Origin of the sequence: Flavobacterium sp., assembly GCF_040402955.1 — a bacterium.
GTDB lineage: Bacteria > Bacteroidota > Bacteroidia > Flavobacteriales > Flavobacteriaceae > Flavobacterium.
The window spans coordinates 61,865-78,071 of sequence record NZ_JBBALQ010000006.1 but is presented as its reverse complement, the minus strand read 5'-3'; the positions used below and the strand labels follow the sequence as shown (position 1 = coordinate 78,071).

Sequence of the window (16,207 nt, the reverse complement as noted above, 5' to 3'; positions counted from 1 at the left end):
CTTCCGATAAAATTTTATTTAAAACGCGTCTAATTGGCGCTTCGTCTTCTATGATAAGGATTTTACTCATTCGGTTTTAGGGTTAAAAGTTCAATAGTTAAAAGTTTAAAAGGGTTTGATAAATATCTTCAAAACACTTAAACTAAAATGATATTAAAATAAAGACAAAAACTGAAACGATTCCTATTAATTTAATTGTTTCAGATTTTATAATTTCATTTAAAAAGTCATTTGGAAAGTTTTGATTTTTAAAGTTATTATATTTTTTATATGACAAAAATAGAATTAGAAAAATCATTAGAAAAACAAAAGCAATAATGAAGTAAAACTCTATTTCAAATTTGTCTAAAATCGTATTAAAAGACGAATAAAAAATAGGGAAAAACAAAAACAAAAATATTTTTTTTCTTTCTTTTTCTTTAATTACCTGCAATTTATTAACAAATTCAAAATCTAAATTTTTTTCAGCTTTTTTAATAATAAAATTTGAATAAATAAAACTAAAAGCTAAAATTATTGGTAACCCATAAACTAAAAAATCCATATCACTTCTAAACTTTTAAACTTAAACCTTTTAAACTCCTTTTAATATTTCAACCATTTATATAATTCTTTCCAAGTTGGTTTTTTTCCGTACATTAAAATTCCTACTCGGTAAATTTTGCTCGCAAACCAGACTACTCCCACAAATGTAGCAAATAATAAGACTAAAGACACAATTATTTGCCAAGTAGGCACACCAAACGGAATTCGCATTAACATTACAATTGGCGATGTAAACGGAATCATAGAAAAAATCGTAGCAATATTTCCGTGAGGATCGTTAGCAACGGTAAAAAATCCGATATATACACCTAACATTAAAGGCATAATAATAGGCAATAAAAATTGTTGCGAATCGGTTTCGTTATCAACAGCGGCACCAATGGCAGCGTATAGAGAACTATATAAGAAATAACCACCAATGAAATAAAATATAAACGAAATGATAATTGTAGCAATCGGTAAGTTTCCTAATTCATCTAAATACAGAGGTAATTTTGCCATTAATCCACTATTTTCAGTGGCTAATTTCACTGCTTGCGGATTAGCACTTGCGGCTGTTTCTGCACCAAAAAAAGTAGAAACAATAAAGAAAATAGAGGTTCCAACAATAGCCCAAATGGTAAATTGCAAAATTCCTGCTAAAGAATTCCCAATAATTTTCCCCATCATTAACTGAAATGGTTTTACGGATGAAATGACAATTTCTATAATTCGATTGGTTTTTTCTTCAATCACACTTCGCATCACAAAGTTTCCGTAAATGATAATAAACATCATAATTAAATAGCCAAAAACAAAACCTAATCCAATTTTAATTTCATTGATTCCTTTTAAACTGGCATCTCCAGAATATTTGCTTAATTGCAAAGTCGATTCCACTTTTGCCTTTTCAATTTTAGAAATATCTAAATTATTAGCTTTGAAATTATCTTGAGTTAAGATAGAATCTACTACAAATTCTATATTTGAAATAAATTCTGCACTGGCACTTTCATCAGAAATATATTCAACTTTAGACTTTAAATCTTGAATAGTTGCCGTTTTTGGAATAAACAAAAGCCCTTCATAGCTTTTACTTGCTGTATCTTTTGCCACTTTAAATGGCATCGCAGACAAATCTGTATAAGCAGTTTCTTTATCTGATTTTAAACTACTTTTTAATATATTTCCTTCATCGTAAATGGCAATTTTAGTAGCTTCATCTTTGTTTAAACTAGATAAATAGCCAATTAAAAAAGTCATTCCTAAGAAAATTAGCGGACTTAAAAAAGTCATCACTATAAAAGATTTGTTGCGCACTTTGGCAATAAATTCTCTTTGTACGATTAATACTAATTTGTTCATTATATTTTAGATTTTTAGAAGATTAGACTTCTTAGATTTTTAGCTTTATTTGATATTTAAGTGTATTAAAATTTTAGAAAATCTAACCCTCTAAAATTCTATTAATCTAAAATATCTATTCTGTTACCGTTTGAATAAAAATATCATTTACACTTGGAATTTTTTCTGCAAAATGGGTTACTTGTCCGTTTTGAGATAAAATACTTAATAATTCATTTGAAGAATGATTTCCTAACTGAACTTCCAATTTTAAATCATCGTTTAACGATTTAAAATCGGTTTGACCGATAGTGAACTTTTGCGTTAATTGATACATTAATGTTTCCACATTTTGTGTCATTACGCCAACTTGAAATGTATTTGTTCGAAATTTACGTTTTACATCTTCCAATTTTCCTTCGATTAATTTGTTCGATTTATGAATTAACGCAATGTAATCGCACATTTCTTCAACACTTTCCATTCGATGCGTTGAAAAAATAATGGATGTTCCTTTTTTGTTTAATTCAATAATTTCATCTTTGATTAAATTGGCATTTACAGGATCAAATCCAGAAAATGGTTCGTCTAAAATTAATAATTTTGGATTGTGAAGCACCGTTACAATAAATTGCACTTTTTGAGCCATTCCTTTAGAAAGTTCTTGAAGCTTTTTATCCCACCATGTTTCTATTTCAAACTTTTCGAACCAATATTTTAATTGTTTTTTGGCTTCTTGTTTGCTCATACCTTTTAGTTGAGCCAAATACAAACATTGTTCGCCTACTTTCATAGATTTGTACAAACCACGTTCTTCCGGCATATAGCCAATCATTGAAATGTGATTCGGATTTAGTTTTTCACCATTTAAAATTATTTCACCAGCATCTGGCAAAGTAATTTGATTAATGACACGAATTAACGAGGTTTTTCCAGCGCCATTTGGACCTAACAATCCATATATGCTTCCTTCAGGAACACGTAATGACACGGAATTTAAAGCGGTATAATCGCCATATTGTTTCACTACGTTTTTAACTTCTAAAATAGTATTCATTTGCAGTATTTCTTTTCTGAATTAGTGTGTAATATAGGGATTTTGTTACATCTTTTTAAAAAATAATTAGCTTTTTTTCAAAAATAGCATACTTTAAAATTTAGGTCAAAAAAAAATCCCAATCTGAATTGATTGAGATTTTTAAAATGTATATCAATTTTCAATTACGAAAACATATCTTTTACTTTTTCAAAAAACGATTTATCTGATTTTTCAGGTTTAGGGACAAAATTTTCATCCGAAATCATACTTTCAAAAAATTGTTTTTGCTCTTTATTTAACGTTTTTGGTGTCCACACATTTACGTGAACAAGCAAATCACCATTTCCGTAACTATTTAAACTTGGAATTCCTTTTCCTTTCAAACGAAGAATTTTACCTGATTGGATGCCTTCTTCTAACTTAATACGAACTTTTCCTGAAACCGTTTCAATTTCTTTTGAAATTCCTAAAGCCGCTTCAGGAAAACTGATATATAAATCATAATGTAAATTTTCGCCTTCTCGTTTTAAAAATTCATGCTCAATTTCCTCAATAGCCACAATTAAATCTCCAGGAACACTATTTCTGCCAGGAGCATCATTTCCTTTACCAGCAACTTTTAATTGCATACCATCAACAACACCCGCAGGGATTTTAATTGAAACCGTATCGTCATCAGTAATAAAACCTTGACTATCAGCATTGGCAGGTTTGCTATCAATCATTTGACCCGCTCCACCACAATTAGGACATGTTGCAGCAGTTTGCATACGACCTAAAATAGTATTTGTAACTCGCATTACTTGACCTTGCCCATTACAAGTAGAACACGTTCTGTAAGTTACACCAGCAGCTTGAACTTTTCTTTTTACTTTTACTTTTTTCTCTACACCATTGGCAATTTCCTCTAAAGTCAATTTTACTTTAATACGCAAATTACTTCCTTTCATTCTACGTTGGCCTCCGCCTCCGCCTCCAAAACCACCAAAACCGCCACCAAAAATATCTCCAAATTGACTAAAAATGTCATCCATATTCATACCACCGTGTCCGCCACCAAAGCCACCGTTTCCGTCAAAGGCTTGATGTCCGTATTGGTCGTACTTGGCTTTTTTGTTTGCGTCACTTAGCACTTCATATGCTTCGGCACAAGTTTTAAAACTTTCTTCTGCAGCAGCGTCTCCAGGGTTTTTATCTGGATGATATTGAATCGCTTTTTTTCGATATGCTTTTTTTATTTCTTCAGGTGAAGCATTTTTGCTTATACCTAAAACTTCGTAAAAATCTTTTTTCATTTTATTTTATTAATACATTCAAAATGAATGATTATAGAAATATTAGTTACCTAAAATTACTTTTGGAAAACGGATAATTTTATCACCCAATTTGTACCCTTTTTCGATTACGTCAACAATTTTTCCTTTTAATTTAGGTGTTGGAGCTGGAATTTGAGTAATTGCTTCAGCGAAATCTGCATCGAATGCATCTCCTGCTTTAATTTCAACTACTTCCAATCCTTTAGAAACTAGTGTTGATTTTAATTTTTCGTGAATTAATTCTACACCTTTTACTAAAGCTTCATCATCGGATTGAGAAACCTGAGCCCAAGCTCTATCAAAATCATCTAAAACTGGTAACATTGATTGTAAAATTTCTTGTCCAGCAGTTTTGAATAAGTCTATACGTTCTTTTGAAGTTCTTTTTTTGTAATTTTCAAATTCGGCATATAATCTAATGAATTTATCTTTTTGTTCTTGCAATTGATCTTCAACTGACACTTCTGGCTCATTATTTTCTTGAACATCTTGATTTTCTATAACATTTTCATCCTTAAGGATCTCTTTTTCGATGTTTTCAGTATTTTCTTGACTCATAATTGTATAATTTATTTTCAAAATGAGATTGCAAAAGTATTGCCATTCTTTAATTTGTGACACATTGTCAGTAAATCAGAACACAAATAACCCAGCCAAAAAATAATTATTTTGGACAGAACTATAAAAAGAGAGAATTTATTATATTATTTCAATAGATTTTGCAAGGATTTGCTAAGTAAAGCAAATTGAAATTGAAAACCTGAATCAAGAATTTTTCTTGAGCTCACGTGTTGACTACTGGTTGCAATTTTATGCATTTCGCCTAAAAGTAAACGTAAAACAAATTTTGGAACATTTGGCAAAAACAAAGGTTTATGAATGGTTTTTGCAATTGCTTTTGTTAGTTCTTCGTTTGTTGTGGGATATGGCGAAACAGCATTGTAAACACCTTCCAAATTATGATCTATAACATATTTAAAAATAGCCACTAAATCATCAATATGAATCCAAGACACATATTGTTTTCCAGATGCCAAAGCAGCTCCAAATCCGTATTTTATAGGTTTTGTCATTTCAACTAATGCACCCGACTCTTTAGCTAAAACGACTCCGATTCTTATTGTGGTTACCAATAATGGTAAGGATTTAAATAAATTGGTGCTTTCTTCCCAAAGTTGCGTTACTTCCCCTAAAAAAGAATCATCTACAGATACATTATCTTCGTGATAAATGGCAGTGAAATCATCTGGATAAATACCAACAGCAGAAGCAGAGACAAAATGTTTTACCGAATTTGGATGAGATTGTAGTGTTTTGAAAAGTAAATTGGCACTTTGAACCCTACTTTGTATAATTTCTTTTTTGTACGAAGTGGTCCATTTTTTTGATACCGAAGCACCTGCTAAATGAATAATAACGGAAACGTCTTCAAACGCAGCAAGATCAATTTCTCCTTTATCTGGATTCCAATAAAATCCTTTTTGATTTGTAGTGCTTTGAATTTTGGATTTTGATGTAGTTAAATAATGAATTATATGGTTGTCATTTTTAAGTAAAGACACCATTTTTTTTCCTATTAAACCCGTTGCTCCTGATATTAATATAGTCATTTATATTGTTTTATCTTTCAAATTTACAACTAGTTATGCTTTAAGATTAAACATTAACTAAGATTAACAAATGTCTAAAAATTATATTCTTGATTTTATGGTCCATTGAAATTGCATTTCAGAAACTTGTTCGCCATTTTCATTAATTCCTACTGACGTTAACCATATCGTTTGACCTTCACTAGATATAATTGCTTTTTTAATACAATCCGAAATTTCATTACCTTGATTACAAGTAAAACTAATTTTACCCGTTGCCTTTTTTGTGAACACCGCTTTATTTTGAGCCACAAGCATAGAAATATTTTTTCCGCTTGTTTTGATATGAAACATAACTAAAGCTCCTGTTGTAAATTCGGCAGCCATAGCTTGTACGGCAAAATACATAGATTTAAACGGATTTTGATTGAACCAACTGTGTTTCACTGTTACCTTACAAATATCAGATGTGATTTGTTTTACTCGAACCCCACTCCAAAATGCGGAAGGCAATTTAAAAAAGGTAAACGCATTTAATTTGAAAGGTGTAAACTCCATATCTATTTATATTTTACGTAAAAATAACAAAAAAATAGTTGTAATCATAAAAAGTTTAAATGTTAAAATTATGTTAAATATTAGTACTATGCTTAACAAAGTATCTGTTTATAGATATATATTTGCATAATAAAATAATGTACTAAGTACTGTACTCAATTTTAAATCGTTTTATCGTGATTAAAAAAACAAGCTCAAATGAATATTGAAAACACAAAAGCTCAAATGCGAAAAGGTGTTTTAGAGTTTTGCATCTTATCTGTATTAAAAGAAAAAGACGCATACACTTCTGAAATTTTGGACACTTTAAAAACCGCTAAATTACTTGTTGTAGAGGGTACCGTATATCCTTTATTAACCAGATTAAAAAACGATAATTTATTAAAGTATCGTTGGGAAGAATCGACATCGGGACCACCAAGAAAATATTACGGCTTAACGGATGAAGGAAAAGAATTTTTAAAAGAATTAAACAACACTTGGGGAGAATTATCAGGTGCTGTAAACACTATAACTAATCAAAAATAACAGGTTATGAACAAAACAACAAGTATAAATTTAGGCGGTTTTTTCTTTCATATTGACGAAGATGCCTTTAAAAAATTAAGCAACTACTTTGATGCCGTTAGACGTTCATTATCGCCGGATGGTAGAGAAGAAATTATTAATGATATAGAAAGTAGAATTTCGGAACTTTTTACAGAAAAATTAGGTACTACTAAACAAGTTATTGGCTTGAAAGAAGTAGATGATATTATAACGATTATGGGGCAACCTGAAGATTATAAAATTGAAGAAGAAACGCCAAAAAATGATTTACACACAAATTTTGCATCTACAAGCATATCAAAAAAATTATATAGAGATAAAGAAAACTCGTTTTTAGGAGGTGTTTTATCAGGTTTAGGACATTATTTTGGTGTTGACCCGTTATGGTTAAGAATCATAATGGTAATTTTGGGTGGTGCAGGATTTATGTTTTACATTATATTATGGATATTAATTCCAGAAGCTGTTACCACTTCTCAAAAATTAGAAATGAAAGGGGAACCTATAAACATTTCAAATATTGAGAAAAAAGTAAAAGAAGGTTTTAACGAAATTTCAGATAAATTCTCAAATTTAGACCAAGACAAAATTGCTTCTAATGCTAAATCAGGAGCAGAAAAAATTGGAAAAACAATAAGTGAAATTGTAACGTCAATATTTAATGTAATTTCTAAGATAATTGGCGGTTTTATTGTGCTTTTTACCTCTATGACATTAATTAGTGTTATTATTGGAGGAATTGCTATGATGTTTTTCTCATCTATGCCAGATAATTTCCTATACAATCACATTCACACTCCTTTTAGTTTCGAAACACCTATTTGGATTCAAGGAATATTATTAATTATAGTTGTTGGAATTCCTTTGTTTTTCTTATTAATCTTAGGGTTAAAATTACTTTCAACCAGAATGAAATCAATTGGAAATTCTATAAATTATTCGCTATTAGCCATTTGGATAATCGGATTGGGAACAGTATTATTTTTAACTATAAAAGAAATTAGTCAAAATGCATATACGGGAAAAGATATCGAAAAAGTAGCCATCAATTTAAAACCAACTGATACCTTAACTATTAAATTTATTTCAAATAATTTATACGGCAAAGATAATTACGATTATGAAAATTTTGAAGTTATTCATGATGATACTGATAAAGAAATAATATTTTCAAATAATGTATCTATAAAAATAGTAGAAACAAACGATCCAATTGCTTTTTTACAAATTGAAAAATCTGCTGAAGGGAGTAGCATTAAAAAAGCCAAACAAACTGCTGAAAAAATAAAATACACTGTTAAAATTGAAAACAACAATTTAATTTTAGATAATTATTGGATTACCGATTTAGCTAATAAAAAACATGACCAAGAAGTAGAACTGTTTTTATATTTACCTAAAGGAACCATTTTTAAAGTAGATAAAAACTTCAAACACTTTGACAGATCTGAAAATGATTATTTCAACTTACATCATAGTTCAGATACTTATATTTACATAGTTGGAGAAAACAAAGTATTATGTACCAATTGCCCGCTTGATGAAGATGATGAAGAAACCAATGTTATAAACGTCTCAAGTGAAATTTTTGGAAATAACAGAGTAGAAACTACTACTATTGAAAATGATAGTATTGAAAAGGTTTCAGTAAAAGTAAACGTGAACGGAAATGAAATAATACGAACTGAAACAAAAACCAGAACATTTAATTAAATTTTAACATTCATTTCATAATTTATACTTAATCTTACAACAGATATTAATCTAAAATCCCAACAAATCATGATACAATTTGTAATTAAAATAATTGACATTGCTGTACAGTTAGTAATTCAATTTATAGAAAGTATTTTTTAAGATCTTTTTTTTAAGATAAAATTTCTAATATCATAACATATATATCCCGATTTTTTCGGGATTTTTTTTAATATATTTGTCCTTAAAATTTAAAAAACACAAAAATGATAAAATCAATTGCACTTTTCGTTATTACATTGTTTAGTTTTTCATTAGCAACAGCTCAAGCGAAACTAGAAAAAATAAAAGGTTCAAAAATTGTAACTATTTCTGTGAAAGAAGTAGAAGAATTTGAACATGTAGAAATTGAAGAATTTTTGGATGTGTATTTCGTAAAAGGAGAAAAAACATCAATAGAAATTGAAGCGGACGATAACTTACATGACATTATTAGTTTTTCTGTTTTAGGAAAAACTTTAAAATTGACCGCATTAAAACAACCCGTTGGCGAGAAAAAAATGGCTATTAGAGTAAATTATAACGACAGCTTAAAAACAATTGTAGCAAGACATGCTAGTAAAGTTAATGCCATTGCAGATATAGCATTAGCAAATATTACAGTTAAAAACTTTGATAAATCGCAATCTTTTTTAAATGTAAAATCTACTAATTTTACATTAATATTAACAGATAAATCGAAAGCAGAAATAAATGTGCAAGCGGAAAAATCTGTTGTAGAATTAAGTAAAGATGCCAATTTAAAAGCTTTAATTGCTTCACCAGAATCTAAGATAGATTTATACCAAAAATCGCAAGCAACTATTGAAGGTGATGCGCAAATTGCAAAAATAAGATTAGATAATAATTCAAGTTTAGTGGCTAAAAAATTCACCGTTGTTGATATGGAATTAATTGCAGAAGGCTACACATCGTGTTTTGTTAATGCTCAAAAAACCATTGAAATTTCAGCATCAGGAAATACCCAAATTGATTTGTTAGGAGAACCAAAAGTAGATTTAAAGATATTTACAAACACGGCTACTTTATCTAAAAAAATAAAATAAAGCAGTAACTTCTCATGAAAAAAGACATTATTATTCCTGAAGTAGAAAACGTATATGTGGTGGCTATTAAAGAATGGAATGAAGATTTTGGAGAAAACAGTTGGTATGCCTACTTATTAAACGATACTTCAGAAAAATTAGAAATGGCAATGGTAGTTTCCAATGCTTCAGGATTACTGAATAATGAAGAAAGAAAAACAGGTTATTTCCGACATTCTTTCAATGAAGTCGCTCCTAAAATTGCTATTAAAATAGAATTGTTAGAAAATAATGTATTGCAATTAAACAATCATTTTATGCTTACGTATTTTCTAAACGGAAAATTATATGATAAAAACTTCACCTTTGAAGCAAATACCATCAAAGACGAAAACAACATAGAATTTCATACTATTAATTGTAAGGGTGTACTAAGCAAATAAACCACATCCTTTAGATTTAATTTCTTATAAAATTGCTTTTTTTAAATAGTTTGTTGAAATTTACATCAACAATATTCTATTATCATGAAGAAAGCAATTTTATTTATACTACTTCCCACTTTATTATTCGCACAAGATTTTGCCAAACACGTCAATCCATTTATTGGAACTGGCGGACACGGACATACATTTCCTGGCGCAACTGTGCCTTATGGAATGGTACAATTGTCCCCAGATACGCGTATTGATGGCAGTTGGGATGGCTGCGGTGGTTATCATTATGATGATAGTACTATTTACGGATTTTCGCATACGCATTTGAATGGAACCGGTGTTTCAGATTATGGTGATATTATGTTGATGCCGACTATGGGTAAACCTTCGTTTGATAAAAATATCTATTCCTCTACTTTTTCGCATGCCAATGAAAAAGCTTCCGCTGGATTTTATGCAGTGAAATTAGAAAAACACAATATCGATGTGCGTTTAACCACTTCTACTCGTGTTGGTTTACACGAATATACGTTTAATAAAGCTGGACAAGCCAATATTATTTTAGATTTGAATCATCGCGATAAGCTTTTGGAAGGAACTATAAGAATTATTGATGATAGAACCATTGAAGTCTTACGAAGAAGCGAAGCTTGGGCAAGAAATCAATATGTATTTGCTAGAATTGAGTTTAATGTGCCTTTGAAAGTGAATCTAGTTAAAGAAGAAAACAAGGAAAATACTAAATTAGAAGGAATTTATAAAGGAACTGAATTGGCTTTAAGTTTCTCTAAATCTGTTAAAAAAGGCGAAAAAATCCACGTAAAAGTATCGCTATCGCCAACAAGTTATGAAGGTGCTAAGCTTAACAGTTCCGAAATCAACCTTTTGGATTTTGAAAAAGTTAAGAAAGAGGCAGAAATCCTTTGGAACAAAGAATTATCAAAAATTGAAGTAACTTCTGATGATAAAGATAAGTTAGCGATTTTTTACACAGCCTTGTATCACACGATGATGCAACCCAATATTGCACAAGATTTAGACGGGAAATATCGTGGTAGAGACAACCAAATTCATACAGCAGAAGGCTTTGATTATTATACGGTTTTTTCGTTATGGGACACGTTTAGAGGCGCGCATCCATTATACACCTTAATCGATAAAAAACGAACTTCTGATTACATCAATACGTTCATCAAACAATACGAACAAGGCGGTAGATTACCCGTTTGGGAATTGGCGTCAAATGAAACGGATTGTATGATTGGTTATCATTCGGTTTCTGTAATCGCAGATGCGATGGCAAAAGGCATAACTGGTTTTGATTACGAAAAAGCCTTTGAAGCCAGTAAAGCCTCAGCTATGAGAGATGTTTTGGGCTTAGAAGCCTATAAGAAAAACGGCTTCATTTCGATGGATGACGAACACGAAAGCGTTTCTAAAACCTTAGAATATGCGTATGACGATTGGTGTATTGCCCAAATGGCTAAGCTTTTAAAAAAGCAAGAAGACTATCAGTATTTTATGATGCGTTCTCAAAATTGGAAAAATATTTTTGATTGGGAAACGGGTTTTATGCGTCCAAAGAAAAATGGCGGTTGGGACAAACCGTTTGATCCAAGAGAAGTCAATAATAATTTTACGGAAGGAAATTCGTGGCAATATTCGTTTTTCGTACCACAAGATATTGAGGGTTTAATTCAAGCGCATGGAGGAAAGGATAAGTTTGAAGTCAAGTTAGACGCGCTTTTCAACGCTGAAAGTAAAACGACAGGTAGAGAACAAGTCGATGTTACCGGATTGATTGGACAATACGCACACGGAAACGAACCAAGTCACCATATGGCCTATTTATACAATTATGTAGGCAAACCTGAAAAAACGAATGAAAAAGTCAAGTATATTTTAGATAATTTCTACAAAAATACCCCAGATGGCTTAATAGGCAATGAAGATTGTGGTCAAATGAGTGCTTGGTATGTTTTGAGTTCAATAGGATTATATCAAGTAACTCCTGGGCAAGAATATATTAATACTGTTGATCCAATTTTTGAAAATGTAAATATAAAAAATACCGAGAAGTTGATTAAACTTCCCAGAACTCAAGAAAAGGAATCATATTTTATTAATTTTGAGTTATATGATTGGGTAAATTGCTTAAGACATAAACCTCGTGAAAATTATTATTATATAGTTCCAATAATTGATGTAGAAAATAAATCATTTGTTACAGATTTAAAGATTGAATTAAAACCATATAAATCAATTGGAAAAGTATATTATTCTTTTGATGATGAATTGAATTTTAAAGAATACAAATCGCCAATATTGATAAAAAAATCAACAAAAGTAAATGCATATACGGAAATTTATCATTACACTGAATTTAGTATCGATAGCACAGCTATAAGAAGCAACACCATATCTGCTCAATTCTTCAAAAAACCAAACAACTATAGCATCAACATCAAATCTAAATACAATCCGCAATATCACGCTGGTGGTCCTGAAGGATTGTTAGATGGTATTTTAGGAACCGAAAATTGGAGAAAAGGCGATTGGCAAGGCTACCAAAGTCAAGATTTTGAAGCAGTTGTTGATTTGCAAGAAGTTAAAGATATTACTGAAATTTCAGCACGTTTTTTACAAGACCAACGTTCGTGGATTGTAATGCCAACCAAAGTGGAATATTACATTTCAGATGATAATGTGAATTTTACCTATTTCGGTTCGATAAACAATACGTTAGATCCAAAAATTGAAGAAAACATTATTTTAAATTTCACTGCTAACGAAACCAAAAACAAAAAAGCACGTTATGTGAAAGTAATCGCCAAAAACTTCGGAAAATTACCAGAATGGCATCAAGGTTTTGGCGGTGATGCGTTTATATTTGTGGATGAGATTACTGTAAAATAGAATTAATCTAAAAATACGTTATTTCTTATTCACAAAATTTAATATGGGTTTCAATTGCTCCATATCAATATTTGATTTTTGCAGAATACTTAAAAATTCCATTGCATTTTCTGGTTTCATATCGTTTCCTAAAACTCGTATTACTGTAAAACCTAATTCTTTTTTGTTTCCGAATAGAATTAACTCGTCAATTTCTTTATTGTCGCCCACTATCATTATTGAGGCGTTTTGCCCTACTCCATTTAATTTTATTAATGGTTGATACACCGTGTCTTTTAAAATTTCTTTAACTTCTTTTATTTCTTTTGTGTATTGAGCATTATTTTTTCCGTCTTTTTTAAAAGCTAAAATATTTACTTTATCAAACGATGCTAATGCCGCTTTTTCTGACGCAGATAATTTGGTTTCATTAATATTTAAAATAGAAGAAGAAACGTCTAACGCCATAAATTCCTTTTTTTCGCCACTTTCCACAAAGTATTTTTGCAAAGAAGCTTCTTGTTTACAACTGAATGAAATGGCTACAATAACAAGTAAAAATATTTTTTTCATCCGATTATTTTTTATCAATTTTACTTAAAATATCGGCGCCTGGAAGATTTAATTTTTTAACAAGTAATGCAATTTCACTCAAAGGAAAATCACCTTTTATTGAAACAATTGATGTTTTTACTCCATTAAAATTACCGTTTACCACTACTAAAACTTCTTTTACATTGGTTTCATTAGCATCTGTTTTTCCGTATACTTTAATTACGTTTCCATCTTGCGTAGTGGACGAAATCGCATCTAAAGGATTTGCTTTTAAATAGGAAGCTGCAGCCGCGTTCAAATCGCCACTCCATTTCGCTTGTGAGGTGTAATATGCTTGTAAATTATCTAATTTTTTAAGCAAGTTCATATATTGCTGCATTTCTTTGTCTTTTGCATCAACTTTAACTTTACTCATTAAATCGAACATTTTTTTAGAAACCACAATGCTTTCTATACCTTCTTTATCTTCTAATTTATCAAAAGCATTTTGTGAAAATACCAAAGATGAAACCATCAAAGCAACATAAACAATAATTTTTTTCATAACTCACTTTTTTTTAGTTTGAATATCAAAATCTATTCCAAAGATTAGACAACATTGTTTCAAAATTGTTACATAAAACAAAAACGCAAATAAATCTTACGTTTACTTTAATTTTAAAACTTAAAATTAATTCCTAATTTAAAATTTCTTCCTCTTGCAGAATATCCTATGTTTTCATAAAAATCTTTATCTAAAATATTGGTAATAGCTGTAAAAATTGACAATCTATTTGGTACTACATCAATTGAAAAATTTGTGTTTACTACTTGATAGGAAGCTAAAACTGTATTTATCGTAGCGAATGTAATACTATCAAAATAGGCATCGTTTCTGGATTCCACATATTGATATTGGGTGTTCCAATGGATTTTTTTTGTTAAGTCAACATCAAATGAAACATTTACTTTATGTTTCGGAATTAACTTGCTTTGCGCTTCGGCAACTTGTGTAAATGTATAATTTCCATTTATCGAAAAGTAGGAAATTGGTTTTATACTTAAAGTGGTTTCCATTCCTTTTGCGATGACAACATTTGAATTATTAATATATTGAGATTCATAAGACGTCGAATCTGTAAAAAAATCATAAGTATTTTCTTGTTCTCTATAAAAACCAACGGTATTTAATGTAACTTTTTTATCGAGTACTGTAGTTTCAAAACCTGCTTCAATAGTAGTGTTTTCTTCGGGTTTTAAATTCAAATTTCCGTAAGGCGAAAATAATTGATACAATGAAGGTGTAATATATGCTGAGCTGTAAGAAAAAATTAATCGTAAAGGTGTTTTATGGAAACTAAAGGACGGATTAAAATTAAATGTTGTATGACTACCATATACATTATGATTGTTTGATCTAGCACCAACATTAATATTCAAACCAAAATTTGAATAATAAACGGCTGTTACATAAGGATCTACCACATTAAAATTAGCTTGTGAATTTAAAATATATTCATAAGCAGTTTCTTCTTGCATATCCATAAATTGAAATTGCGTTCCTAAAATCAAGAAAAATGATTTTGAAAAATTATACTTATTGAACATATCAATAGAAAAACTTCTAGATTTGTAATACGATTTTTCAATACTAGAAGACCAAGAACTATATGTATCATAATGTCTTTCCAAATTAGTAAAACCCGTTACTAAATTTAATTCACCATTTGTATATTTATATTTTGGTGTAAACCCAACTCTAAACTGCTCCGAAAGTGAAATATTTGCCGTTTCATCAGTAAAGTTTCCACCATCAAAAGAAGATTTTAATCTATCATAATTAGTGAAAGCGTGTATGCTAAATTTAGAATTAAATTGAATTCCAATTTTTTGCAAGGCATTTACCCTAGAAAAATAATCCGTTTCAAAATTCGTTCCTGCAGCTTCGCTAATTCCTTTTGTTTCGGTACTATTTAAAGATGTTAAATACGAAAATCGACCTTTTGAACCGTTCACAGAAAAACCTTGATTGAAATCCTGCGCGTTTGTTTTTGTTTGATTGGCTGTGTTTTGTGTTCCCAAATTCATATAAACAGTACCTTCAATCTCTTTTTTTGTGGCTTTCTTTAAAGTAATATTAATTAGGCCTGTTGCAGCTCCAGAACCATATAAAGTACTGGCTGCTCCTTTCATAATTTCAATACTTTCAATTTGTTCTACTGGCAACAAACGCAAATCATATTGAAAACCAATTCCTGAAGCGTCAGTTACAGGAACACCATCAATTACAATTAATACTTGACGACTTCTTCCACCTCGAATGTAATATTCTAAGTTTTTCCCAGTTCCAGATTGACTTCCAGCAACTTCTACTCCAGCGACTTGACTTAGGACAGCGGCTAAAGTTTGCCCTTTTTTGTTTTCTAAATCTTTTGCTGTAATTTTTTCAATAATTTTTCCTGATTTTTCTTTGCTTTGCGCAAATTTGGTGTCGGAAATTACAATCTCTTGAATTGTTTTTGACAGATTTTGTTCTTGAGCCAAAGCAAAAGAAGTTACCAACGTAAAATACGCAGATAGTTTAATGAAATTACGTTTCATTTTTCTAATTTAAATTTTTCCAAAATGGGAGAAAAGCATA

The 16,207-nt window shown here is 30.1% G+C and carries 14 protein-coding genes; 5 read left to right on the top strand and 9 right to left on the bottom strand.

From position 1 onward, the window contains the following. Positions 1–585: 585 nt before the first annotated feature. From ABWP78_RS04850 to ABWP78_RS04825, 6 genes are all read right to left on the bottom strand, one after another. A complete protein-coding gene (locus ABWP78_RS04850; protein WP_353169656.1) occupies positions 586–1,890 on the bottom strand; it encodes an ABC transporter permease in 1,305 nt (434 codons plus the stop codon). A 115-nt stretch (positions 1,891–2,005) separates the two neighbouring features. Beyond that, positions 2,006–2,926, bottom strand: coding sequence for an ABC transporter ATP-binding protein (locus ABWP78_RS04845; RefSeq protein WP_353169655.1), 921 nt, complete (start codon positions 2,924–2,926; stop codon positions 2,006–2,008). Positions 2,927–3,090: 164 nt separating this feature from the next. Next, a complete protein-coding gene (gene dnaJ / locus ABWP78_RS04840) occupies positions 3,091–4,203 on the bottom strand; it encodes a molecular chaperone DnaJ (protein ID WP_353169654.1) in 1,113 nt (370 codons plus the stop codon). Positions 4,204–4,245: 42 nt separating this feature from the next. Continuing rightward, positions 4,246–4,782, bottom strand: coding sequence for a nucleotide exchange factor GrpE (locus ABWP78_RS04835; RefSeq protein WP_353169653.1), 537 nt, complete (start codon positions 4,780–4,782; stop codon positions 4,246–4,248). Between the two features lie 146 nt (positions 4,783–4,928). Further along, complete coding sequence (locus ABWP78_RS04830) at positions 4,929–5,834, bottom strand: TIGR01777 family oxidoreductase (protein WP_353169652.1); 906 nt, start codon at positions 5,832–5,834, stop codon at positions 4,929–4,931. Between the two features lie 81 nt (positions 5,835–5,915). Further along, complete coding sequence (locus ABWP78_RS04825) at positions 5,916–6,371, bottom strand: DUF4442 domain-containing protein (protein ID WP_353169651.1); 456 nt, start codon at positions 6,369–6,371, stop codon at positions 5,916–5,918. Between the two features lie 198 nt (positions 6,372–6,569). On the opposite strand from ABWP78_RS04825, the gene ABWP78_RS04820 reads away from it, so the two are divergent. From ABWP78_RS04820 to ABWP78_RS04800, 5 genes are all read left to right on the top strand, one after another. Next, a complete protein-coding gene (locus ABWP78_RS04820) occupies positions 6,570–6,899 on the top strand; it encodes a PadR family transcriptional regulator (protein WP_353169650.1) in 330 nt (109 codons plus the stop codon). Positions 6,900–6,905: 6 nt separating this feature from the next. Next, positions 6,906–8,633 (top strand): PspC domain-containing protein, encoded by a 1,728-nt coding sequence (locus ABWP78_RS04815; protein ID WP_353169649.1) that lies wholly within the window; start codon positions 6,906–6,908, stop codon positions 8,631–8,633. A gap of 248 nt (positions 8,634–8,881) precedes the next feature. Further along, positions 8,882–9,721: a GIN domain-containing protein gene (locus ABWP78_RS04810; protein WP_353169648.1), complete on the top strand. Its 840-nt coding sequence runs from the start codon at positions 8,882–8,884 to the stop codon at positions 9,719–9,721. 14 nt (positions 9,722–9,735) lie between these two features. Further along, positions 9,736–10,143, top strand: coding sequence for a hypothetical protein (locus ABWP78_RS04805; protein WP_353169647.1), 408 nt, complete (start codon positions 9,736–9,738; stop codon positions 10,141–10,143). An 84-nt stretch (positions 10,144–10,227) separates the two neighbouring features. Next, a complete protein-coding gene (locus ABWP78_RS04800) occupies positions 10,228–13,053 on the top strand; it encodes a GH92 family glycosyl hydrolase (RefSeq protein WP_353169646.1) in 2,826 nt (941 codons plus the stop codon). Positions 13,054–13,071: 18 nt separating this feature from the next. Here ABWP78_RS04800 and ABWP78_RS04795 read toward each other — a convergent pair whose 3' ends face one another. The 3 genes from ABWP78_RS04795 to ABWP78_RS04785 all read right to left on the bottom strand — a co-directional run bounded on the left by ABWP78_RS04795 (position 13,072) and on the right by ABWP78_RS04785 (position 16,167). Continuing rightward, a complete protein-coding gene (locus ABWP78_RS04795; RefSeq protein ID WP_353169645.1) occupies positions 13,072–13,605 on the bottom strand; it encodes a GFO_1091 family lipoprotein in 534 nt (177 codons plus the stop codon). A gap of 4 nt (positions 13,606–13,609) precedes the next feature. Then, positions 13,610–14,131, bottom strand: a complete 522-nt coding sequence (locus ABWP78_RS04790) for a GFO_1090 family protein (protein ID WP_353169644.1) — start codon at positions 14,129–14,131, stop codon at positions 13,610–13,612. A 113-nt stretch (positions 14,132–14,244) separates the two neighbouring features. Beyond that, complete coding sequence (locus ABWP78_RS04785; RefSeq protein WP_353169643.1) at positions 14,245–16,167, bottom strand: TonB-dependent receptor plug domain-containing protein; 1,923 nt, start codon at positions 16,165–16,167, stop codon at positions 14,245–14,247. Between the last annotated feature and the right edge of the window lie 40 nt (positions 16,168–16,207).

Bases quoted from the DNA above. Each gene is read 5' to 3' on its own strand.
- ABWP78_RS04850 (WP_353169656.1), bottom strand. From the start codon at position 1,890: ATGAACAAATTAGTATTAATCGTACAAAGAGAATTTATTGCCAAAGTG.
- ABWP78_RS04845 (WP_353169655.1), bottom strand. From the start codon at position 2,926: ATGAATACTATTTTAGAAGTTAAAAACGTAGTGAAACAATATGGCGAT.
- dnaJ (WP_353169654.1), bottom strand. From the start codon at position 4,203: ATGAAAAAAGATTTTTACGAAGTTTTAGGTATAAGCAAAAATGCTTCA.
- ABWP78_RS04835 (WP_353169653.1), bottom strand. From the start codon at position 4,782: ATGAGTCAAGAAAATACTGAAAACATCGAAAAAGAGATCCTTAAGGAT.
- ABWP78_RS04830 (WP_353169652.1), bottom strand. From the start codon at position 5,834: ATGACTATATTAATATCAGGAGCAACGGGTTTAATAGGAAAAAAAATG.
- ABWP78_RS04825 (WP_353169651.1), bottom strand. From the start codon at position 6,371: ATGGAGTTTACACCTTTCAAATTAAATGCGTTTACCTTTTTTAAATTG.
- ABWP78_RS04820 (WP_353169650.1), top strand. From the start codon at position 6,570: ATGAATATTGAAAACACAAAAGCTCAAATGCGAAAAGGTGTTTTAGAG.
- ABWP78_RS04815 (WP_353169649.1), top strand. From the start codon at position 6,906: ATGAACAAAACAACAAGTATAAATTTAGGCGGTTTTTTCTTTCATATT.
- ABWP78_RS04810 (WP_353169648.1), top strand. From the start codon at position 8,882: ATGATAAAATCAATTGCACTTTTCGTTATTACATTGTTTAGTTTTTCA.
- ABWP78_RS04805 (WP_353169647.1), top strand. From the start codon at position 9,736: ATGAAAAAAGACATTATTATTCCTGAAGTAGAAAACGTATATGTGGTG.
- ABWP78_RS04800 (WP_353169646.1), top strand. From the start codon at position 10,228: ATGAAGAAAGCAATTTTATTTATACTACTTCCCACTTTATTATTCGCA.
- ABWP78_RS04795 (WP_353169645.1), bottom strand. From the start codon at position 13,605: ATGAAAAAAATATTTTTACTTGTTATTGTAGCCATTTCATTCAGTTGT.
- ABWP78_RS04790 (WP_353169644.1), bottom strand. From the start codon at position 14,131: ATGAAAAAAATTATTGTTTATGTTGCTTTGATGGTTTCATCTTTGGTA.
- ABWP78_RS04785 (WP_353169643.1), bottom strand. From the start codon at position 16,167: ATGAAACGTAATTTCATTAAACTATCTGCGTATTTTACGTTGGTAACT.